Annotated in this window: 20 protein-coding genes; 8 read left to right on the top strand and 12 right to left on the bottom strand. The window is 73.1% G+C overall.

Annotated elements, in window-relative coordinates; genetic code table 11:
* The first annotated feature begins 341 nt into the window (after positions 1–341).
* Together ACFVS9_RS30585 and ACFVS9_RS30580 are read left to right on the top strand one after the other, a co-directional pair.
* Positions 342–1,196 carry an alpha/beta fold hydrolase gene (locus tag ACFVS9_RS30585; RefSeq protein WP_383118184.1) on the top strand — a complete coding sequence of 285 codons (855 nt, stop codon included), beginning with the start codon at positions 342–344 and terminating at the stop codon, positions 1,194–1,196.
* Positions 1,197–1,332: 136 nt separating this feature from the next.
* Entirely contained in the window at positions 1,333–2,187 is an 855-nt protein-coding gene (locus ACFVS9_RS30580) for an alpha/beta fold hydrolase (RefSeq protein ID WP_389937630.1), read from the top strand.
* A 60-nt stretch (positions 2,188–2,247) separates the two neighbouring features.
* Here ACFVS9_RS30580 and ACFVS9_RS30575 read toward each other — a convergent pair whose 3' ends face one another.
* Together ACFVS9_RS30575 and ACFVS9_RS30570 are read right to left on the bottom strand one after the other, a co-directional pair.
* The gene (locus tag ACFVS9_RS30575; protein WP_389937627.1) at positions 2,248–2,556 is read right to left on the bottom strand and encodes a hypothetical protein; all 309 of its coding nucleotides are present in this window, start codon (positions 2,554–2,556) and stop codon (positions 2,248–2,250) included.
* Between the two features lie 514 nt (positions 2,557–3,070).
* Complete coding sequence (locus tag ACFVS9_RS30570) at positions 3,071–3,463, bottom strand: hypothetical protein (RefSeq protein WP_389937624.1); 393 nt, start codon at positions 3,461–3,463, stop codon at positions 3,071–3,073.
* Between the two features lie 350 nt (positions 3,464–3,813).
* On the opposite strand from ACFVS9_RS30570, the gene ACFVS9_RS30565 reads away from it, so the two are divergent.
* Complete coding sequence (locus tag ACFVS9_RS30565) at positions 3,814–4,428, top strand: TetR/AcrR family transcriptional regulator (protein WP_389937621.1); 615 nt, start codon at positions 3,814–3,816, stop codon at positions 4,426–4,428.
* On the opposite strand, the gene ACFVS9_RS30560 is transcribed toward ACFVS9_RS30565, so the two are convergent.
* Both ACFVS9_RS30560 and ACFVS9_RS30555 read right to left on the bottom strand, forming a co-directional pair.
* Positions 4,422–5,327: a Bax inhibitor-1/YccA family protein gene (locus tag ACFVS9_RS30560; protein WP_389937617.1), complete on the bottom strand. Its 906-nt coding sequence runs from the start codon at positions 5,325–5,327 to the stop codon at positions 4,422–4,424. The two genes, ACFVS9_RS30565 and ACFVS9_RS30560, sit on opposite strands and share 7 nt — an antisense overlap.
* Before the next feature lie 210 nt (positions 5,328–5,537).
* A complete protein-coding gene (locus ACFVS9_RS30555; protein WP_383118178.1) occupies positions 5,538–6,182 on the bottom strand; it encodes a peptide deformylase in 645 nt (214 codons plus the stop codon).
* A 506-nt stretch (positions 6,183–6,688) separates the two neighbouring features.
* On the opposite strand from ACFVS9_RS30555, the gene ACFVS9_RS30550 reads away from it, so the two are divergent.
* Positions 6,689–7,480, top strand: coding sequence for an alpha/beta fold hydrolase (locus tag ACFVS9_RS30550; protein ID WP_383118177.1), 792 nt, complete (start codon positions 6,689–6,691; stop codon positions 7,478–7,480).
* 347 nt (positions 7,481–7,827) lie between these two features.
* Positions 7,828–8,316, top strand: a complete 489-nt coding sequence (locus ACFVS9_RS30545; protein ID WP_383118186.1) for a TetR/AcrR family transcriptional regulator — start codon at positions 7,828–7,830, stop codon at positions 8,314–8,316.
* A 284-nt stretch (positions 8,317–8,600) separates the two neighbouring features.
* On the opposite strand, the gene ACFVS9_RS30540 is transcribed toward ACFVS9_RS30545, so the two are convergent.
* The 7 genes from ACFVS9_RS30540 to ACFVS9_RS30510 all read right to left on the bottom strand — a co-directional run bounded on the left by ACFVS9_RS30540 (position 8,601) and on the right by ACFVS9_RS30510 (position 15,514).
* The gene (locus ACFVS9_RS30540) at positions 8,601–9,518 is read right to left on the bottom strand and encodes a TIGR03619 family F420-dependent LLM class oxidoreductase (protein ID WP_389937613.1); all 918 of its coding nucleotides are present in this window, start codon (positions 9,516–9,518) and stop codon (positions 8,601–8,603) included.
* A 10-nt stretch (positions 9,519–9,528) separates the two neighbouring features.
* Entirely contained in the window at positions 9,529–10,179 is a 651-nt protein-coding gene (locus ACFVS9_RS30535; RefSeq protein ID WP_389937610.1) for an HAD-IA family hydrolase, read from the bottom strand.
* A 443-nt stretch (positions 10,180–10,622) separates the two neighbouring features.
* Positions 10,623–11,459 carry a prephenate dehydratase gene (locus ACFVS9_RS30530; protein ID WP_383118174.1) on the bottom strand — a complete coding sequence of 279 codons (837 nt, stop codon included), beginning with the start codon at positions 11,457–11,459 and terminating at the stop codon, positions 10,623–10,625.
* Complete coding sequence (locus ACFVS9_RS30525; protein ID WP_389937608.1) at positions 11,434–12,390, bottom strand: hypothetical protein; 957 nt, start codon at positions 12,388–12,390, stop codon at positions 11,434–11,436. The genes ACFVS9_RS30530 and ACFVS9_RS30525 overlap by 26 nt, the downstream gene beginning before the upstream one ends.
* Before the next feature lie 4 nt (positions 12,391–12,394).
* Positions 12,395–13,360, bottom strand: coding sequence for a 2-hydroxyacid dehydrogenase (locus ACFVS9_RS30520; RefSeq protein ID WP_389937606.1), 966 nt, complete (start codon positions 13,358–13,360; stop codon positions 12,395–12,397).
* Between the two features lie 341 nt (positions 13,361–13,701).
* On the bottom strand, positions 13,702–14,904 hold the full coding sequence (locus tag ACFVS9_RS30515) for an acyl-CoA dehydrogenase family protein (RefSeq protein ID WP_389937603.1): 1,203 nt from the start codon (positions 14,902–14,904) through the stop codon (positions 13,702–13,704).
* A gap of 325 nt (positions 14,905–15,229) precedes the next feature.
* Complete coding sequence (locus ACFVS9_RS30510; protein ID WP_383118170.1) at positions 15,230–15,514, bottom strand: WhiB family transcriptional regulator; 285 nt, start codon at positions 15,512–15,514, stop codon at positions 15,230–15,232.
* 609 nt (positions 15,515–16,123) lie between these two features.
* Here ACFVS9_RS30510 and ACFVS9_RS30505 point away from each other — a divergent pair.
* Positions 16,124–18,865: an AAA family ATPase gene (locus ACFVS9_RS30505; protein WP_389937690.1), complete on the top strand. Its 2,742-nt coding sequence runs from the start codon at positions 16,124–16,126 to the stop codon at positions 18,863–18,865.
* On the opposite strand, the gene ACFVS9_RS30500 is transcribed toward ACFVS9_RS30505, so the two are convergent.
* Complete coding sequence (locus tag ACFVS9_RS30500) at positions 18,853–19,668, bottom strand: alpha/beta hydrolase (RefSeq protein WP_383118169.1); 816 nt, start codon at positions 19,666–19,668, stop codon at positions 18,853–18,855. The genes ACFVS9_RS30505 and ACFVS9_RS30500 overlap by 13 nt on opposite strands.
* Positions 19,669–19,974: 306 nt before the next feature.
* Here ACFVS9_RS30500 and ACFVS9_RS30495 point away from each other — a divergent pair, with 306 nt between their 5' ends.
* Together ACFVS9_RS30495 and ACFVS9_RS30490 are read left to right on the top strand one after the other, a co-directional pair.
* Positions 19,975–20,445: an SsgA family sporulation/cell division regulator gene (locus ACFVS9_RS30495; RefSeq protein WP_383118168.1), complete on the top strand. Its 471-nt coding sequence runs from the start codon at positions 19,975–19,977 to the stop codon at positions 20,443–20,445.
* Between the two features lie 189 nt (positions 20,446–20,634).
* Complete coding sequence (locus ACFVS9_RS30490; protein WP_389937598.1) at positions 20,635–21,081, top strand: hypothetical protein; 447 nt, start codon at positions 20,635–20,637, stop codon at positions 21,079–21,081.
* Positions 21,082–21,509: the final 428 nt, after the last annotated feature.

Below are 21,509 nucleotides of genomic sequence, written 5' to 3'. Positions count from 1 at the left end.
ACTCGGACGGCGCGGCCGGGAGCACATCGTCCCCCCCGCCCGCGCCTTTCGTCGTTTCCAGCCGCGTGTACACCTGCCTGTCGCGCTCCCCCGGCCACGGCCCCGGTGTGCGCCTCCGCGGTCCGGACTCCGCCTGCGTCCCCGCACGCCCGGGCTCACGCCCACGCGTCCGCCGGTCCGGCTACGGGACGCGAGACCACCAACCACCGTCACCCCCTTGACAGGTGACGTTCCGCATGACAGATTCGTCACCAGTCAGAGAGGTGACGCGAAGTCGGCGGGCCAGATCATCAGCAAGGCCGACCGTCCGTCCCGGAAACGTGTGAGGAAAGGAATTCGTCGTGGTGAGCATCAGAGGTGGCCGCAAGCGGCTGGTGACGGGCGTGGTGTCGGCGGCCACGGCGGGGCTCGCGCTCGGCGCCTTCGCCCTCGGCGGCACCGCAAACGGCGCCGCGCCGCAGGCAGCCGGTGCGGCCGCGCGGGCCAAACCCACCATCGTCCTGGAGCACGGGGCCTTCGCTGACGGCTCCAGCTGGGACGGCGTCATCGCCGACCTCCGGGCCGACGGCTATCCGGTCGTCGCCGCGGCGAACCCGCTGCGCGGACCCTCGTCCGACGCCGCAGCCCTGCGCACGGTTCTCGACCACGTGAAGGGCCCCAAGATCCTCGTCGGGCACTCCTACGGCGGAAACGTCATCAGCCAGGCGGCCACCGGTGATCCCCAGGTCAAGGCCCTGGTCTACGTGGCGGCCTTCCTGCCGGCTCCCGGTGAGAGCGCCCTGGAACTGACGGGCAGGTATCCGGGTTCGACCCTCCCGGACGCCCTCGACCCGGTCACCTACCAGCAGGCGGACGGCTCCACCGCCACCGATCTGTACATCCAGCAGGACAGGTTCCGCCACCAGTTCGCGGCGGACGTCCCCGCGAAGCAGGCCGCCCTGATGGCCGCCGGGCAGCGTCCCGTCGCCCAGGCGGCGCTGGAGGAGAAGGCCACCACCGCCGCCTGGAAGACCAAGCCGAGCTGGGACATCATCACCACCCGCGACCTCAACATCCCGGCCGCCGCGCAGCGTTTCATGGCCGAGCGCGCCCACGCCCACACCACCGAGGTCGCCGCGTCCCACTCGGTCGCGGTCTCCCACCCCCACCTCGTCGCCGACGTGATCGAGCGGGCCGCCCGCGCCACCACCCGCTGACGCTTTCCGCAGGGGAGGAACTAGGGTTCCTCCCCTGCGGCTTGCCGTGTGGACGGGCCGGGAGACGGGTGGAGCAGGTGAACCCGCGCGCCGCCCTCCCCCGTATCCGTAGCGGACATGTGAGGAGGGGTAACACATGCTGGCGTACGACATCCGGGGCCGCGGGCCCGGTCTGGTACTCCTGCACGGGATCGGGAGCACCGGCACCGGGACCTGGGGGGCGCTGGCCGACCGGCTCGCGGCCGACCACACCGTCGTGCTTCCCGACCTTCCGGGGTCGGGGCGCAGTCCGCTGCCCGGCGGCCCGCTGGAGACGGGTGCGCTGGCCGACCAGGTCCTCGCCACCGCCCGGGCGGCCGGGCTGGGTGACTTCGTGGTCGGCGGTGCCTCGGTCGGCGCGGCCGTCGCCGTCGCCGTCGCCGCAAACGGTCCGGACCGGGTCCGCGGTCTGTTCACCCTCGCCGGCTTCGCCAGACCTCGCACCGCGCTGTGGCTCAGCCTGGAGCTGTGGGCGTCGGTGGCGGCCCGTCAGGACGGTTCGTCCGGAAGCTTCCTGACATCGCTGTGCTTCTCCGAGGAACACCTGGCCTCCCTCACCCCGGAGGAGGAGCAGCGCCTGGCCGCGCGACCGGTGGCCTCCGCCCCCGGGACCTCGCAGCAGATCGCCCTCGCCCTGGGGCTTGACGTCCGCCGGTTGCTCCCGGCGGTCGCCGCTCCGACGCTGGTCGTCGCGGCCATGGGAGACCGGCTGGTGGCGCCCGAGCACTCGGTGGAACTGGCCGAGGGAATCCCCGGCGCGCGGCTGGCCGCGGTCCGGGGCGGGCACGCGGCGACGGTCGAGGAGCCGGAACGGATCGGGGACATCCTCACGGACTTCCTCCGGGAGGTGCACGGTCGCGGTGCGGGAACCCCTGAACCGCCCGCCTTCCAGCGGACGTCGGGTACGGGGCGGCGGTTCCTGCCCGCCCTCCCCCGGCCCGCCCGTCCCTGACCGTCCCGGCCGGAAGCCGTTCCAGGGTCCGCTCGGACGCGTGCCCGCCGTGCTGCCCGTTCAGTCGGCCAGGCCGTCCAGGACGACGGTCGCGAGGCGGAGAGCGGCGTGCAGCTTCGTCACCTCGGAGACGGTCGGACGGACGATCTCCGACCACTCGCCCCGCAGCCCCGGCCAGAGCGCCAGCAGGACCTGCGTGCCCGCGAGGCCCAGGTGGGCCGTGACATCCGTCCGGCCGGTGTCCCGGGGCGTCCAGGACAGCAGCACGCGGCCCTGCGGGAGCGGAGCCGGTCCGTTCGACGGCACCCAGGTGGCCATGAGCCTGCCGCCCACCACCGTCACGATCGCGCCCCGGACACCGGCAGGCATGGAATCCCTTGTCAGCGTGCACAGTTCGGCGGGTGCGCGGGAGGTCTCGGAACCCCGTATCAGCGTCAGGACGGGCCGTTCCGCGCCAACGCCCCGGGGCCACCGCCGCCCGGCCGGCGCGGTCCTGGACGGTGACCGCCTGGCAGGCGAACGGTCACAGCACGGCCGGCGGCACGTGTCGTACCTCGTCATGTTCTCCCCCTCTGTGCACGGTACGTGAGCTTCGTGACGGCCAGTCTGCCGAGGACGGATGTCGTGCACATCCGTCATCTGACTGCGGGACGGACGCCTGACACACGGCCGCCCGGCATGTGTCACGGACAGCCGGACACACAGATGGCCTCGCCACCCGGCCCCGGCCGCGCGAACAGCCCGATCCCTGCCGCAGCAGGAACCCCGCCCCGGCCGCACGAGCAACCCCGTCCCGGCCGCACGGAGAGCCCATCCCGGCCGCACGACCAGCCCCGCCCTTGTCCGGCTGCCCTCGTCCGGCCGCGCTCCGGCCCTGTCCCGTTCAGTCCTCGTCACCGGCCCCGTCCACGCTCCGCGCCGTACGCTCCAGCAGTCGCGCGGCGGCGGACAGTACGGGTTCGGCCTCCGGCACCGGGTGCGTGCTCACCGCGCACAGGTCGGCGAGGAGCCGGACCAGCCGTCCGTCACCGGCGTACGTCAGGGCGACGCTGCCCTCCCAGATCGTCTCGCGCAGGCGTGCCGGGGTGAACTGGCCGTCTCCCGCGCAGGCCACGAGCAGCCGGGACGCCAGTACCCGCTCCAGCGGCCCCGGCACCCAGGCCCCCTGGTCGAGGTCCTCGGAAAGGGCTGCCGTGAGGGCGGCGAGCTCCGGCACGGCCGCCGGACGCCGTTCGAGAAGGTCGGGGGAGGCGTGGGAGGTGGGGGGCATGGCCATCGGAGGTCCTTCTGCTCGGTGTGAATGGTGCGGAACGGTGTGGATCACGCGAACGGTGCGGACGGTGCGCCGGCCGCACCGTCGTACGACGCGTCCGGCGGCGCTCCGGAAGTACGTCCGGTCCATCGGGGCGGTGAACCGGCCCCCGGGCCCGCCGGGCGGAGCCCGCACCGGGGCCCCGGCCGGGACGGTGTAGGTTGCCCTCAGAATACGTGTCTCGTGGTGCACCTCAGCACCGGCCCGCCGGGCAAGGGTGTCGACGGAATCCCAGACACGTATGTGGAATGGCATCCGGGGCACGGCGTACACCCGCCCTGCGGCAGCACCACCGGAGAGAGACCGGAGCATCGATGAGATCGGACGCGCGCTTCAACCGGCTGCGCATACTCGAAGCGGCGGCGGAAGTGCTCGCCACCCCTGGTGACACCTCCTTGAAGTCCATCGCGCGCAGAGCGGGCGTGGGCCAGGGGACGCTCTACCGCCACTTCCCCTCCCGTGAATCCCTGGTGCTCCAGGTGTACGGACACGAGGTGGAGGGGCTGGTGTCCGCAGTGCCCACGCTTCTGGACGCACTGCCCCCGCAGGTGGCGCTGCGGGCCTGGCTGAAGCGGCTGCTGTCGCTCGGCAGGGGCGCCCCCGAGTTCGCGGAGGCGATGAGCACGGCCGTCCGCACGCCGTCGGAGGACCGCGGGGAGGTGACCGGTCCGGGGGTGGCCGCTGAACGGTGCGGGCAGGCGTACCGGCCGCTGTCCGAGGCTCTGTCGGTGCTGGTCGGCGCCAACGAGACGGCGGGCACCATCGTGCCCGGGACGACGGCGGACGACGTGTTCCTGCTGCTCCGCCCGTTGTGGCACATCGGTGCCGGGGACGGGGATCCCGACCGGGCGGACCGGCTGTTCGGCGTGCTCCTACGGGGGCTGTGCCCGTCAGGGGCGGCGCAGGACGGCTCGGGGCGCGGTCAGTAGAGGTCTTCGGCCGGGTAGAGGGTGGACAGCCGCACGGTCTCCACGTAGAGCCACACCAGGGTCAGGGCGAGTCCGAACGCGGCGGGCCAGGACTGGTCGCGGGGCGTGCCGTAGGTGATGCCGTCCTCGACCTGCCGGAAGTGCAGGGGGAGGAAGGAGATTCCGAGGACGACCCCCAGGACGCCCATGGAGGCGCCGAGGCCGATGTGGCGCAGGCCCAGGGCGTCCACGCCCGTGAGGGGCAGCAGCATCCAGTCGGCCAGGGCGACGATGCCCAGGCCGAGCAGGGTGGCGCCGAGGAAGGCGCGGAACCGGCGGTTCACCCGCATCCAGCGCAGTCTGTGGGCGAGGAGGGCTCCGGCGGAGGCCGCGATCGTCCCGAGCACGATCTGGACGAGGACACCGGGTGACAGGTGGCTGGAGACCGTCGCCGAGAGCACGCCGAGGAACAGGCCCTGGCAGGCCGCGAACGCCAGGGTCCGGGCCGGCGAGGGAAGGTTCCTGCGGTACTGCGTCATCACCAGTGCCGCGGCGAGGAGCCCGGCGCCGGCCGCCACCCCGTACGAAGCTGCCGTGCCGAGCCGGGCGAGCGGCAGCACCGTCCACGACAGCACGGCGGTCAGGGCCGTGGTGCCGAGAGCCGCCGCCGCACGGGGCAGGACGGTGTCCATCGTCATCAGGTCGGCGACGGCGAACGGCAGCGGAGCGGGATCGTCCTCGTGCGCCTGCTCGTCATGGACCCGCTCCACGTCCTTGCCCGCTCCGATCCGCTCCCGTGCGACGGCGATCCCGGCTCGCGGGTCCCTGGCCGCCGTCTTCCGTCCGCCCGGCCGTCCGAACTGCGGCCGGGAAAGTATCGGGTTGCTGCTCTTCAGCGAACGCCGCTCGACCAGTGTCACGCCTGTTCCTCTTCTCCGTTTCGGGCACACCGCCACCCGGGCCCCGCCGGCGGCGCACGGGGCCTTCCCGGTACCGGCAGGTGTTCCCGGAGGTGTGACGGGCTCGCCGGAGGTGTGGCCCTTCCTCAGACTGCATCGCGGGACGAGCCGCGTACATCAGTCAGTTGACGGTGGGAGGGGAGGTGGTTGTGCCGGGCCCGCGAAAGGCAGTCACGGGAGTTCGAATCCGAGCGCCCGCGCGGCCGTCTCGGCGGTGGGCTGCGACCAGCGCTCGGCCACGGCCTCGTTGGTGGACAGCGACCGTGACAGAGCCACGTCCAGGTAGAGCGTCCCGCGCAGGTGGTCGGTCTCGTGCTGCACGATGCGCGCGGGCCAGCCGGTGAACACCTCGTCCACCGCGTGACCGTGTTCGTCCTGTCCTCGCAGCCGCACCCGGGCGTGGCGGGCCACGACCGCCTGCCAGCCGGGCACGCTCAGGCAGCCTTCGAAGAACGCGGCCCTGGCGTCGCCTTCGGGCTCGTAGGCGGGGTTGACCAGTACACGGAAGGGCAGCGGTGTACGCCCCCGTGCCTCCAGCGTCGCCTCCGGTCCGGGGGCGGGGTCCTCCACGACCGCGATGCTCAGCGGGATGCCGACCTGGGGCGCGGCCACGCCCACGCCCGGGGCCGCGTGCATGGTCTCGCGCAGCGCGGTCACGAACCGGGCGAGCAGCGCGTCGTCGAGCTGCCCGTCGTACGGCTCGGCGACAGCGCGCAGTACGGGGTCGCCCGCGGCGACGATGGGCAGCGGGCCGCCGACGGCCAGCAGCGCCTCTACGCGCTCCGGGAGGGAGGGGTGTGGTGCAGGCATAGTCATGGCCCCAGCTTGCCAGCCCGGGCCGAACACGTGTGAAGGAGGCGTGCTCTGGAGCCGCGACCGGTGACGGTCGGCCGGCGTCGGGGCGCGTCGGGTCGGGCCAGGTCGGACGTGGCGGCCGGGGAGCAGGGAACCGGGAACGGGGGGGTGGGGCAGGTGGTGCCGGCCCCGTAGCCCGCGGATTCCCAGGCTCCGGGCGGTGCGTCCGCCGAACGTTGTTCTTCCTGCCGGGGCGCCTCCCCGGTGGCGGTGACGCGGCGGGCCACATCGCGCAGGAGGTCGAGGAGCGTGTACGCGAGTGGGGGGTTGAGGTTCGCGTCGGCTCCGGTGACGGCGTAGGGCCGGCGGCGGGGCCTGGGCAGGTCGGGTACCTTGTCCGGCAACCGGCCGCCGGATCGGGGAGGACGACGGCTCCCGCTCGGCCGTCCGTTCGGGCCCGGGACCGCGCGAGCAGTCCGCCCGGCGGCACAGGAGGACCGGCGGCACGGGAGGAAGAGAGGAGACCGATGACGACGTACGCCGTGACACCGGACGGAATCCGCATCGCCTACCAGTTCCAGGGCCGGGGGACGCCGCTGGTCCTGCTGGCGGGCCAGGCCAACAACCACCAGTGGTGGGACTCGGTTCGTGCCGACTTCCACCCGGCTCGCAGCACCCTCACGCTCGACTACCGCGGCACCGGCGACAGCGACAAGCCCGACACCCCCTACAGCACGGAGCTGTTCGCCGAGGACGTCATCGCCGTACTGGGCGAACTCGGCATCGAGCGGGCCGACTTCTACGGTACGTCCATGGGCGGACGCGTGGCCCAGCAGATCGCGGCCCGCCACCCCCACCGGGTGGGCGCACTGGTTCTCGGCTGCACCTCGCCCGGCGGCCCCCACGGCGTCGAACGCGGCAACGACGTCCGCCGGGCACTGACGCAGCCTCAGCCGGGGGCCGCTCGCCAGGCCCTGCTGGAGCTGATGTACACACCTCGGTGGCTCGCCTCCCATCCCGGCCCGCATCACACCCTCGGGGACCCCCGTATGCCTGCCCACGCCCGGCGCCACCACCTCCTGGCCAGCAGCCGGCACGACGCGTGGGACCTCCTGCCGGGCATCAGCGCCCCCACCCTGGTCATCCACGGAAGCGACGACCTGCTCAACCCGGCCGCCAACGCGCCCCTGCTCGCAGGCCGGATCCCCGGTGCCCGGCTGCATCTGGTCCCCCGGGGCCGGCACGCCTACTTCGAGGAGTTCCGCGCTCACGCCGGCCCCCTGGTCCTGGACTTCCTCACCGGCGCGCACACGCCGTAGGAGCGTCGGGGCCGGGAATCGGCCACCCGGCCGTCCCTCGCGCACCGGCGACACCTCCGGCCCCGGGCCCCCGGCCTGGCAGGGGGGAGGGAGACGGCGGGGACGGATCGACCGCGCGGAGCCGGTGGGCCTACACGGCCGGAGACGAGCTGACGACCGACCCGGGTGTCAGCACACCCGGTTGGCACCACTCGGATATTTGCTACGTGAATGTAGCGCTTGAGTCTCTAAGCTAAACATGAGTGATGCGTTAAATGTCTCAGGTTTCACGATCCATGGTTAGACTCGGTGACGTGAGAGCCGACGCAGTACGTAACGTGGAAGCCGTCCTGAAGACCGGGGCGCGCATGCTCGCCGCCGATCCCGGCGCGAGCATCGCGAGCATCGCCGCCGAGGCGGGCGTCGACCGCCGCACCGTCTACCGGCGCTTCACCTCACGCGAGGAACTCCTCGCCGCCATCTACGAAACGCGCCTGACCGCCATCGAACACGCCATCCAGGACGCCAGGCTGCGCGAAGCGCCCGTCCCCGTCGCGCTCCACCGCTACGTCGAGAACATCATCAGCGTCAACCGCACCTGGCCCGTCGACCTCAACCGCATGCTCACCGACGACGCCGTACGCGCACGCCGCGACGCGTCCGCCCACGAGGTCGACACCTTCCTCGAACGCGCCACGGACGAGGGATTCCTGCGCCCCGGCCTGCCCCAGGGGTGGCCGGGCGCGCTTCTCCCCCAGCTCATGCACCTCGTGTCGCGGCAACTGCCCGAGCTGAGTGCCGCGCAGGCGGCGGACGTCGTCGTCGACACGCTGCTGAACGGCATCGGCACCTCCTGACACGGCGAAGGCCCCCGGGAGCCCATGCGTCCCTGTGCTCCCGGGGGCCGGGTACGCCGGGTCCGCCGGGTACGCAGTCGGTGAACCGGCTTACCCGGCCAGGCTTCTGCTGTCCGCCTCACCCGGGCTGATCCCGTGCGCTCCCGGACGAGGTCGTGGCCGTGTGGGTCCCGGACGGGGCTGTGATCGCACGGGACCCGGACCAGGTCGTGGCCGTGCGAAGGGCCCGGTGAGCGGATCCGCGGTGGGGCGCGTGGGCACGGCTCCGCGGATCCGCGAAGCCGTCAGCCGTTGCGGACCCCCTCGATGAAGCGGCCGGCCAGGTCGACGCGCTCCTCGAGGGTGGCACGTGTCTGGCCGAAGTCCATGAACAGTTCGTGGACCCCCGCCTCGGCCGCCGCCCGCGCGTAGTCGATGTACTGACCGAGTGTGCCCGCCTGCGGCATCTCCTCCGGACCGGTCTTCGACCCGGTCAGCTGCGGGTTGACGCGCAGCGCCATGCGCAGGGTGGCCGGGTCGCGTTCCGCCTCCTCGGCCTCCTTGAGGACGACGTCCCACATGCCGAGCAGGTGCGGGAGCGGCATCGCCACGGGCAGCCAGCCGTCGAGCCGCCTTCCGATCCGCCGCAGGCCACGGGGGGTGAAGGCCGCGAGCAGCACGGGAGGGCCGGGCCGCCGGTGCGGCTTGAGGCCCACGACCGTCTCCGGAATGGTGAACAGCGGCCCCTGGTGGGCGAAGACGTCGTTGGTCCAGTACCCCTCCAGGATGTCCACCGTCTCGTCGAGCCGCGCGCCCCGGCCCTTCCAGGGCACGGAGACCGCCGTGTACTCCTCGGGCATCCAGCCCAGACCGAGGCCCACGACCAGGCGTCCCCGGCTGAGTACGTCGAGGGTGGTCAGCGAACGGGCCAGCATGATCGGCGGGTGCCACAGGCCGTTCAGCGTGCTGGTGCCGAGCTCGACGCGGGTCGTGTGGGACGCGGCGAACGTCAGGGCGACCAGCGGGTCCATGTGGTTCTCGTAGACGCGCGGCATCGAACCGTCGGCGCTCGGGTAGGGCGTTCCGGGCGTCCGGGGGGCGAGGACGCGGTCACCCGTCCACAAGGAGTCGTATCCCATGTCCTCCGCGCTGCGGCAGACGCGGAGGAGGCCCTCCGGGTGGGCGTCGGGGCCGAAGTCCGGAAGTGCAAGTCCTAGTTTCATGTGTGTCTCCTCAGGGGGTGACCCGGTCCGGGTCCTTGTCGGTCAGCGGGATGCCGAGCAGGGTTTCGAGGGCGGCGACCGTCCGGGCCGGGTCCACGGCGTGGACGGTGGCGAAGCCCAGTGCCGCCGCGGGTGGCAGGTACGGCTCGGTGTCGTCGACGAACACGCATTCCTCCGCCGTCATACCCAGTTCGTCGAGCACGATCCGGTAGGCCTCGGGCTCGGGCTTGCGCGTCGCGTGGGTCTCCGACAGCACCACGGCGTCGTAGAGCTCCTCCAGCCCGTACCCGTCGTACAGGTCCCACGGGCCCAGGCCGACGGAGTTCGAGAGGATGCCGACCCTGACTCCCGCCCGGCGCGCGGCGGCTGCCGCCGCGATCACCGGGGTCTGCGGGCGCAGATCGGCGAAGACGCGGCCCATCAGGTTGTCCGGACGGATTCCGAGGAGGCGTCCGGCCGCCTCGTTCCACTGCGGCTGGGTGAGCTCGCCGCGCTCCAGCCGCTCGGTCAGCCGGATCCCCTCCGGGGCCAGGTAGAGACCGGTGAGCAGAGTTCCCTCGGGCAGTCCCTCGCGCTTCTCGAAGGCGAGCGCGGCGGGCAGCAGAGGGGTCGTCAGCACACCACCGAAGTCGAGGACGAGGCCCTTGCGGTGCTGAATCATGTGCACACTTTAGAAGGCCCGCGAAAACACCCTCGAACCAGGTCGTCATGTTTCTCGCTGCCGCCCGCCGAGAAGACACCTGGGTGTGGGAAAACCCGTCTCATGTGTGAGGTGAACCCGGGACGAGCCGGCCGCGTCGTGCCGCGAGGACCGGGCCCTCCACCGCACCGGCGGCGGCGTCGGAGGACCGGGCCCTCCCGTGGACCGGTCCACGCCGGTCGGCGGACGTTCACGCGGGTCGCGGGGTGGTCACGACGGTCGCGGAGTGGTCACGCGGGTCGCGGAGTGGTCACGGGGTCGCGGAGCACCGGATCGTGCGGTGCCTGAGGGCCTGCGCCCACCCCGGGCCGCTCCGGGCGCGGGGTGGCGCGCCATCGTCCCGGCGTGCGGGGCGCTCGTGCGCTCGGCACGCCGACCGCTCAGCCCTTCAGCCCTTCAGCCCTTCAGCCCTTCAGCCGGTAAGGGTGCGCGGGGTACACCCCCAGGGTGCGCACCTCGGAGGAGAAGAACCGCAGTTCGTCCAGGGCGAGGCCGACGCGGTCCTCGTCGGGGTGTCCCTCGATCTCGACGTAGAAGTGGCTTGCGTTGAGCCCCGCCCCCATCTGGTAGCTCTCGATCTTGGTGAGGTTCACCCCGCTGCTGGCGAAGCCTCCGAGCGCCTTGTAGAGCGCGCTGGGGATGTTGCGCACCCAGAAGAACACGCTCGTCATCGTCGGCTCGCCCACGTTCGGGGCCGGGGCCGCGTCCCGGGACAGGACGACGAACCGCGTGGTGTTGTCGGGGTCGTCCTCGACCTCGGAGCGCAGTACGTCGAGTCCGTGGAGTCCCGCGGCGGCGGGCGGGGCGAGTGCCGCGTGCCGGGGGTCGCCCAGCTCGGCCACCTCGCGCGCCGCTCCGGCGGTGTCGTCGGTGACCAGGGTGCGCCAGCCGCCCTCGCGCAGCAGCTTGCGGCACTGGCCCAGGGCGTGCACATGGCTGCGTACGCACTCCACCTGGTCCAGGGTGGCGCCGGGCACCGCCATGAGGTCGAAGCGGATCGAGAGGAAGTACTCGGCGACGATGTGCAGCCCCGACTCCGGCAGCAGATGGTGCACGTCGGCCACGCGTCCGGCGGCGGAGTTGTCCACCGGGATCACGGCGACGTCGGCGGTGCCGAGGGTCACGGCGTCCAGGGCCTGCTCGAAGCTGGTGCAGGGCAGCTCGGCGCCCTCCGGATACAGGGCGCGCGCGGCGGTCGCCGAGTTGGATCCGGGTTCACCCTGGTATGCGACGGTCGTCACCGTGGTCAGCCTTCCTGAGGGAGGTCCTGTCGTCGGGCGGCAGAAGCTCCGTTGCGTACCGCGCCTGCTGAAGTATGGGCGAAATGGCCTCGATGATGCTCATCAGGGGGTGATCACCGCTGCTCCCGCCCGCGGACAGCGTATGTTCGTACGCCGCCATGACCACATGGCGGACGGTGTTCACGGCCTGCCGGACGCGCCCCGCGAGCCGTTCCTCGGCGTCCGGGGGCTCGTACGGGGGCTGTCGCACGGAGGGGGTGCTGTGCATTGCCGCCGCCAGGCTCAGGCGCTCGTCGTGCAGCACGGCGGCCAGTTCGGCGGCTGCGGCGACGGGCGCCACCGCCCTCCGGCCGTCCGGTCCGGGGCCGGCCAGTACGTCGGTCACCCGGCGGGCAGCGCCCAGGGCCAGGGCGGCGACCGCCGTACGCAGGAAGGCGTGGTCCCCCGTGCCCAGGGGCGCGCCCGCCGTGTGGGTGGCGAATCCCGTCGGCACGTGCGTGCCTGCCAGCCGGAACGCGGGCCCGGACGCGTCGTCGCCGCCCGTGGCGCGGAGCGCCTCGCCCGCCTCGCCGGGGAGGACCTTGGCGGGCACCACGAAGAGGTCGGGCCCGGCGGTCCTACGGCCGGGGGCCAGACCGCCGCGGTGGAGCGGCAGGGCCAGCCACTCCCCCGTTCCCCGGTGCAGGGGCAGGTGCCAGGGTCCGGACAGGGCGAAACCCCCGTCGGCGGGCCGGGCCACGGGAGGACCGGCCGGGTGGGTGCGGGGAACGGCGGTGGTGAGGGGAGCGGCCCAGTTCCAGGTTCCGGTGAACGCCCGCCAGGCCCCGGCGGCATCACGGTGGCCGTCCGTTTCGAAGAAGGCGAACACCTGCGGGAGACCGGTGCCCGGCCCGAACGCCTTCGGCGGTTCGTCGTGCGTGGACGTCGGCATGTGTCTAGGCGGCCCGTTCTTCGGTTCCGGTCGTCGTCATGACCACGTTCTCCAGTTCCTCGCCGTGCAGATAGCGGTTGAGCTGCCGCCGCAGGAAGTCCGTGCTCATCGTGCCGAACGCGTCGGTGAACGCCGCGACGTGCGGGGTGATCAGCGCGCCCGGCAGACTCCACAGAGGGTGGCCCGACGGCAGTGGTTCCGGGTCGGTGACGTCGAGGGCGGTCCGGAGCCGGCCGGCCCGCACCTCGCGGACCAGGGCGTGGGTGTCGACGAGCTCTCCACGGGCGACGTTCACCAGCATCGCCCCGTCCTTCAGCAGCGCCAGCGCGTCCGCGTCGAACATGCCGTGTGTCCGGTCGGTCAGCGGCGCGCACACCACCACCGCGTCCGCGGTGGGCAGCAGGCCGGACAGCTCCGCCGTCCCGTGCACGTGTCCCGCCGGCGTCGTACGCGCCGTCCGGGCCACGAGGACCGCCTCGCACCGGAACGCGTGGAGCCGGACGGCGACGGCCGCGCCGACGGCGCCGTAGCCGATGATCAGGACGCGCTTGCCGACCAGTGTCGACCGGAACTCGGGCCGCCAGTTCCCTTCCGCCTGATGGGCCGCGAACCGGTCGAGCCCCCGGCACAGGGCCAGCAGCAGGGTGACGGCCAGCTCCGCGGTCGCCTCGCGGTGCACTCCGCGCCCGGTGGCCAGCCGGGCCCCGGCGGGCATCCCGTCCAGGAGCGGCATCATGTGCTCGTAGCCCGAGCTGAGGAGTTGGAGCACTTCGAGGTTGCGCATGCGCGGGAGCACGGGGCGCAGGAGGCGTTCGGCGCCGGGCACGGGCGGGCCGACGAGGAAGCGTACGTCGGCGGGGTCACCGGGCAGCCGGCCCGAGCCGTCCCATTCGGCGTAGGTGAGCCCGTGCGGCAGGCCGGGGATCCGGCTCCGTCCGTAGGGGAGCCAGACGGTCCTGCCGTCCTTCATCGTGCATCAGCTTCTTCCCGCTCCGCTGCCCCGTGGGCGTCTCGGGCATGCCGGGCCCGCGTGAGGGGGCCTCACCGCGCGGCGGGACATGTCCGTACCGCCTCGGCCGGCATGTGTTCGTTACCTACTGGAAAAGACGTGTGTGTCACGGTTGGGGGTTCACGTGAGGCGCACCACTCGGGTGTGCGAGCCGGCCCCCGGAGCCCCGCGTGTGCGGAACACGTTCCTCGGCCGTGCGCCGTCCGCCCGGGGGCCAAGTCCTCGGCGGGAGTCCTCCTGCTCCCTGCCGGACGGACGGGTGCCGTCCGGCAGGGGTACGCGCGGGGCCGGGCCGGGCGCGCTCAGACCATCGGGCTGACCGGCCGTTCGTCGCCCGCCAGCGCGCGGCCGTACATCTCCTTGGCGAGTCCGGGATCGAGGGTGGGGTGCCGGGCCGCGGTCTCCAGGTCGCGCCAGTGGCGCTGGATGGTCCTGGTGGCCGAGAAACTGCCCGCTCCGCTGACGGTGAGCAGTGCCTGGACCGCCTGGCGCAGGGACACGGAGGCGTGCCCGGCGTCCATGCGCACCCGGGCCCGTTCGACGAGCGTGGGGGTGGTCCCCGAGGCCGCGGCCGCGCCGACGAACGCGGCCGAGCGCGTCAGGTGCAGACGGGCGGAGTCGATGAGGGTCGCCGCCTCGGCGAGGGACGCCTGCACACTGGGTGAGTCGGCGAGGCGGGCGTGCAGGGACATGGCCATGGGCTTGCCGCTCTCCACGGTCTCCAGGGTGAGTTGGAGGACCGCCTGGGCGGTGCCCAGCAGGGGCCCCGCCGAGACGAGGGTCATGGACCCCGGTGGAATGCGGTAGAGCGGTTCCTCGGGCAGTCCGTTGCCCCGGACGACGTCGGCGAAACGGCGGAGCCGGTGGTACGGGACGAACACCTCCTCGGCGACCAGGGTGTCGCTGCCCGTGCCGCGCATGCCCGCCATGTCCCAGGTCCTCCTGACGGCGAGGGCTGAGGCCGGGATCAGCGCCAGCCCCCGTTCGGGAGTGCTGCCCTGCTCCCCGGGCAGCGGGACGCCGAGCATGGCCCAGTCGGCGTGGTGGCAGCCGGACGCCCAGGACCAGGATCCGGAGACGAGCAGCCCGCCCTCGATGGGCTCCGAGACGGCTCCGGTGCTGCCGAACACTCCGCACAGGGCGACGTCGGGCCCTTCGCCCCACAGATCCTGCCGCGCCCGCTCCCCGAAGGAGGCGGCGATCTGCTGCGCGACGTAGGAGACCATCACCACCCAGGAGCTCGACGGGCAGGCGAGCGCCACCTCGGCCAGGACGTCCAGGCTGTCGGCCGGCGACAGCTCGTGTCCGCCGAAGCGTTCGGGGGCTCCCAGGCGGAACAGGCCCGCGGTCCGCAGCGCCTGTTCCGCCTCGGGGGTCAGCCGGCTCTCGCGCTCGGCCGCGTCGGCGGCACGGCGCAGGACGGGTGCGATCTCCTGGACCGCGGCCACCGCTGTGCGGGCAGGGTCGGAGAGCGCGGTGCGTTCGGCGTCGATCGATGGATGCATGGCCACTCCCAGGGCTGCTCTGCGGACCCGTGGGTCCGTTCTCCACTTCCCGTCAGTACCGGACCACGCGGTCCGGTCGCCGTGTCTCAGGCGCACGGCGCGGCGGGGCACGTTGAAAGGGTGAATCCGGAGCGGGCGCTCCCGCAGCCGAACGCGCCTCATGGGCGGGCCGGACCTGCGGTCGGTCGGCTTCTACCCGGTCCGGCGGACGGTGACGTACGGCAGCCGACCGCACCCGGTCAGCTGCGCGGAGGGGGATCCGGCCCCGCGGCGCGCGGGTGCGGCGGACCGGCCCTGCGGGCACCCTGTCCGGGGCGGGGCCCGCTCAGCGGCCGAGCCCCGCCGTCGCCGCGCCCCTGCGGGGCCGGGCCACTTCCAGGAACGCGGCCCAGGACGTCACGGCCGGACTGCGGCGCAGCAGCGCGCGGCGTTCGCGTTCGGTCATCGCGCCCCATACGCCGTATCCCTCACGGTGGTCCAGGGCGTGGGCCAGGCAGTCGAGCCGTACCGGACAGCCGGCGCAGACGGCCTTGGCCTCCGCCTCGGCGTCGCCCTCGGCGAACATCCGCTCCGGCTGCGCCCGGCACAGCCCTTGTACGACCCAGTCCATTCCGGCTCCTCTCCCGGCGGTACGGTCCGCCGGGCTCCGCTTGCCAACATGTGTGTCAAGTAGATACGTGTGAGGATAGCCCCGTTGTTCCCGAAGCCTTCGCCGATGTCCCGCACGCCCCCGCGGACGACGGCGAGGTGGCCGTATCGCACCGGATCACAGCGGATCCCCAACTCTGCCCCGACTCCGCAAGTGGTGCGTCCGTATGCGGACAGGCCCAGGTCAACGCGGCCCGAACGTGGAGGCACAGCGGTGGGTCGCGCTTCTCACACATGCGTTCAGGAATGCCGCACAAGAAACTTTTCGGCCATAGCACGTGACGGGAACACCCGGAGGCATCTAGTCTCCTGTCCAGGCGGGGGAAGAGGGACGACGAAACATGTCCGGGGTCACGGTGTCTGTCCCGGGAGCACACCTCGCAGGGGCACACCCGGCGGCTTCCGGTGGGCACCGCCGCTCGGGGGGTCCTGGTCCGGGAACGCCGGACGACGGCTTCGTGCCCTCACGGAGCGGGCCCGGCGCGACCTCCGCGCACGGGCCACGACAGCGGCCGCACCGGGCCGGTGGGTGAAAGGGAGTGGGGGACGCGTGGAGTCCGGGATCGGGGCCATGGTCGGGCGCGAGAGCGAGCAGGGGGTGCTGTCGGCGTTCCTGGAGGCCTCCGGGGGGCGGGCGCTCGTCCTGCGGGGGGAGACCGGTGTGGGCAAGAGCGCCCTGCTGGAGCACGTCGCCGAGCTGGCGGCGGACGAGAGGCACCGCGTCATCCGGGCGGCCGGGGTCGAGGCCGAGTCGGAGCTGCCGTTCGCCGGCCTGCACCAGTTCCTGTACCCGCTGCTGTCCTACATCGACCGGCTGGACGGCGTACACCGGCGGGTGTTCGACGTCGTCTTCGGCCGGAGCGAGGGGACGCCCCCCTCGGTCATGACCCTCGGCATCGCGGTCCTGGACCTGCTCTCGCTCGTGGCGTCGCAGAAAACCCTTCTGCTGGTGCTCGACGACGGCCAGTGGCTGGACGCCTCCAGCACGGAGGTGTGCGGGTTCGTGGGGCGCCGGCTCACCGGCAGCTCGGTGAAGCTCGTCGTCGTGCTGCGCTCCGACGCGCCCTCGGGCTTCGACACCGCGGCGCTGCCCGAACTCCCGGTGACCACGCTCTCGGAGAGCGCCTCCGAGCGGCTTCTGGACCTGCACCATCCGGGGCTGGACCCCCGGATCCGCCGCCTGGTCCTGGACGAGGCGGCGGGGAACCCCCTCGCGCTGCTGGAGCTGCCGCCCTACGTGCGCGGCGGCAGGGAGGGCCGCACCCCCGGGGAACTGGCCGGGTACACGGGCATCCCGCTGCCTCTGCGCCTCCAGCACGTGTACGGCGCCCGTATCGAGGCGCTCGGCGCCGCGGTGCGCGCGGAGTTGCTGCGCGGCGCCCTGGACGGTGTCGGAGCCGGTACGACGGCAGGCCGGCCGGGCGGAAGGCGCTACCGCATGGTGCACGCGGACGAGGCGGCGGCCCGCGGTCTGCTGTACATCGATCCGCTCACGGGCGACTTCGTCTTCCGGCACCCCCTGGTCCGGTCCACCGTCGTCCAGATGGCCACCCCCAACGAGCGGCGTGCGGCACACGCGGCTCTCGCCCGGGTGCACCCCGACGACCTGGAGCGGCGCGCGACCCACCTGGCGGCCTCGACGGTCGACCCGGACGAACAGGTCGCGGCGACGCTGGAGGCGGCTGCGGACTCCGCGACCCGGCGGGGCGGCGCGGTGGCCGCGGTGGCCTGGCTGACCAGGGCCGCGGAGCTGAGCGAGAGCCACGAGGAACGCTCCAGACGCCTGGGCAGTGCGGCGTTCATCGCCGGTCACGCCGGCCAACTCGACCACGCCCAACGGCTGATCCGCACGGACAACGCCTCGGGCGGCGGCGACTCCCCGGTCTCGGTGGTCACCACCGCCTACGTCGCGCTGTACGAGGACGGGGACGTACGTTCCTCACGGCGCCAGGTCGTCGCGGCGATCGAGAGCATGCGGGGCGGTGTCAGCGAGCCGGACGAGGTGCTCACGCGGCTGATCAACCTGCTGCTGGTCACCAACCAGTACGCGAGCGACGCGGCCGCCTGGGAACAGGCCCACGAACTCCTTGACTCCCTGGGCGGCCTGGTGCCCGGCCACTCCCGCATCTACCAGGACGCCTGGAGCGACGTCGTACGGCGTGGCGCGGGCGTGCACGAGCGCGTGGACCGGGCCTTCGCCGAGCTGCGGGACGTCGAACCCTGGCACGTCACACGGCTCGGTGTCTCGGCGTACCACGTGGACACCCTCAGCCAGTACCGGCGCCATCTCCAGCGCACCGTCGACCGGGAGGTGGAGACCGGGGCGATAGCTGCGGGCATGACCATGCTGCACCTCATCATGCTCGACCAGATCGCGGTCGGTGAGTGGGACGAGGCCGAGCGGACCGGGCAGCGCGGTCTGGAGCTGACGACCTCGCGACGCCACACCCTGTTCGCCCATCACACCCGGGCGTACCTGGGTCTGCTGGCCGCCCTGCGCGGCGAGGGCGAACGGGCGCGCGAACTCCAGGCCGCGGTCGACGCGTGGGCCCGTCCCCGCGGCATCGGGTTCCTCACCCAGATCACGGACACCATCGGCACGACGGCCGCCCTCGGCGAGGGCGACTACGAGGCCGCCTACCTGCACGCCATCGGCCTCACCACGCCCGGCACCTTCGAACCGTACGCCCACCAGGCCAGCCGTACCCTCCTCGACCTCGTCGAGGCGGCGCTCCACACCGGCCGCTCCGAACAGGCGCGCATCCACGCCCTGGCCGCGCACGACGCCGGACTCCCCCGCGTCTCCCCCCGTCTGGCCCTCCTCACCCACGGGGCCCTCGCCATGACCACCGCCGATCCGGACGAGGCCGACGCCCTCTACCGGCAGGCTCAACAGCAGCCCGCGGCACCCGACTTCCCCTTCGAACTGGCCCGGATCCGCCTCGCGCACGGCATCCACCTCCGGCACACCCAGGGACGCAAGGCCGCCCGGCTCCCGCTCACCCAGGCCGCCGAAACCTTCGAGCGCCTCGGTGCGCCGGCCTGGACGGAACGGGCCCGGGCCGAGCTCCGTGCCGCCGGGGCGCCCACCCTCGCCTCGTCGGCGCACCTGGCGGCGCTGACCTGGCAGGAACGCAGGATCGCGGACCTCGCCGCCGGCGGTCTGACCAACAAGGAGATCGGCGAGCGGATGCACCTGTCACCGCGGACCGTCAGTTCCCACCTGTACCGGGTCTTCCCCAAGCTGGGCATCACCTCCCGCGCCGCGCTGCGCGACGCGCTGGGCAGCATGCCGGCCGATCAGGGGGTGTGACCGGGCCCGGGAAGGGCGCGGACACCCCGTTCGTCGAGCCAGCCGAGCACGTGGTCGGCGACCGAGCGCCATCCGCTGTCGATGACCAGCGAGTGGGCACGGTCGGCGAACTGCTTGAGATCGGTGACCGCCGTGGAGTCGCCGTACTGCTTGTAGACGGCGCGGGTGACGGAGTCGGGCACCAGCCGGTCCTCCTGTCCCGAGACCAGCAGGAGGGGGCCCCGGCCCGCGTTGCCGACGTCCGCCGCGGCCTGCGGGCCGGGGCGCCACGTCCCCACGCATCCCAGGTCCGCGAGCAGGCGGCGCGATGTCGGTATCGCGTAGCGCTCGTGCAGCCGGCCGGACTCCCCGGCGCCGACGGTGTTCGCGACGGCCTGGTGGAAACGCTCCGGCGACAGGGACACCACGGGGTCGGCGGGGTCGTCCTCGCCGGGGGTCCAGAGCCGGGGGCGGGAGGCCGGCAGGGGAACGCCGCTGATCGGGGCGGGGGCGATGGCCACCGCGGCCCGGCCGACGTTGGCGCCGATGAGGTGCTGCGCGATGAGGCCGCCGACGGAGTGGCCCACGATCACCGGGGAGATGTCGAAGGAACGGACGATCCCGGCGTAGTGGTCCGTGAGGGTGTCCAGGCCGATGCCACCGAGCGTCCCGGGTGAACGCCGCACCTCGTGGACGGCGCCCTCCCCCGGCCATCCAGGGGTGAGGGCGAGGAATCCCCGGCTGGCGAATCGCTCGGCCCACGACTCCCAGGACAGCGCGTGCAGCCACGCGCCATGGATGAAGACGACGGGGGTACGGTTCACGGGCGGTTCCTCCGAGCACGACGAACGCCCGGCACCGGCACGCAGGCGACCGTTCCAGGATCGTTCAGGAAGGGTGCCGCGACGACAGTCGAATTACTTAATGTCGGCGGCCCGCGCGCGCCCGGGTGCCCATGTCCCCCCGGCGGGAGGCCCCTTCGGACGAAACGCCTCGGGGACGTCCGGCAGCCGCCGGGGCGGCCACCGCCGAGGACGGTGAAGACGCACGGTCAAGTTACTTATGTACGGCGCCTCCGGGCGGGCGAGAGTGGGTGGGCCAGCATCCGTCACAGGAAGGACCCACCCGTCATGAGCGGCAACCGACCAGGTGTTCAGGCCGGCCGAACCGCCCCGCACAGCGGTTCCGGGCTGACCCTGGACATCGAGCGTGTGCTGGGCGTCTCCGCCCGGCAGCCGGTCAGGGCGGAGTTCCGGTTCGACCCCGGGACCCCCCTGGTCGTGCGCGCGGAGTTCGCCGTCGAAGGCGGTCCGCGGGTCCTGTGGCGCATCGGGCGGGACCTCCTGTGCCAAGGGCTGCACTCGATGAGCGGTCTCGGTGACATCCAGATGTGGCCGTCCAGCCTGGAGGAGGAGGAGACCGCGTGGCTCCAGTTGGCCTCAGGGGACATGGCGGCCCTGTTCGAGCTGCCCGTGCCGCCGCTCGCGGAGTGGCTCGGGCACACCTACGACCTGGTGCCCGCGGGGGACGAACTGTCCGGGATCGACTGGGACGTCGCCACGGCGAGCCTGCTCCCGGCTCCCGGGGCGCAGTCCGACTGACCGCGCGAGCGGCCGGGAACCCGGTCGGCGCGGTGCCGCCCCGGCCACGGACACCCGTGTCACCGTCCTCTTCTGGCAGAGTTCCGCCCCCGCGTCCTGCCGGGCGCGGCTCTACTGAACCATGCCCGTGCGTGCCAGCCTGAGATGTCCGGGGGACTCGGCGGCCCGACGACGGACTGGGGGTACGGGATGGGAGACATCGCGGTACGGGTGGATCGCGGATTCGACGGCCGGCTGAAGTGGCACTCCCGCTATCTGATCCACCGCGCACGCCGCCGGGGACAGGCCGGGGTGCTGCTCCAGGTGGACCTGCGTGACCCGCCGCGCAGCACGTCGCTCAAGTGGTGTCTGGTGTCGGTCACCGAAGAAGGGCGCCGCCTCTGCGGTGTGGACCGGACGAGCGTCGGAAAGGTCCGGTTCGTCCCTCTGTCCCCGGGGCCGCACCCGCTGCACCTCCAGGTCACGCGCCGCCGCGAACGCCGCTCCACGCGGATTCGGCGGCACGTCGTGCTCGGGCGGGGGGACATCCTCCTCGTGACGTGCGAACCCGTGCAGCCCGACGTCTTCTACCGGCGCAGTCCCGGGGCGGACACCTGGAGCACGCAGATCCTCCGCCACCACCGGAACACCGGCTGAGCCGGACCCGCGGGGGCCTGTGCGCGGAGCCCGGGAGGCCCCGGCGGAACGTGTCCGCCGGCCGGGGCGGCCTGCCGGCCGCGACCGGCGTGCGCTCCCCACGTATCCGTCCCGGATTCTCGTCCCATCGGTGAACCCGCCGCGCCCCTGGGCCCGTTGCCCCAGAGAAGACCCCTGCGGGCGGGATACCCAGTGGCTGGCCCGTCCGCAGGAACGGGCGGCCGTCCTCGTACTCTTCCCCGATGTGAGGGCGGCCGCTCCCCCACGGTCCGGGGCTCCCCGGCTGCCGTGTCCGGGGCTCGCCGGGGGCCCGGACACGGCAGCCGGTGCCCCTCCCCTGCCCGCAAGCGGACACCCGGACCACGGCGGGGCCCGTGCGCGCTGACACATGTGTCTCCCGGCGGGCTAGGCTCGCCGTGGACAGATGT

The sequence above is a fragment of the Streptomyces sp. NPDC058008 genome (genome assembly GCF_042886395.1).
In the GTDB taxonomy this organism is placed as follows: Bacteria; Actinomycetota; Actinomycetes; order Streptomycetales; family Streptomycetaceae; genus Streptomyces.
Note: the sequence above shows the minus strand (reverse complement) of the source record. Positions and strands in the feature narration are given on the sequence as shown.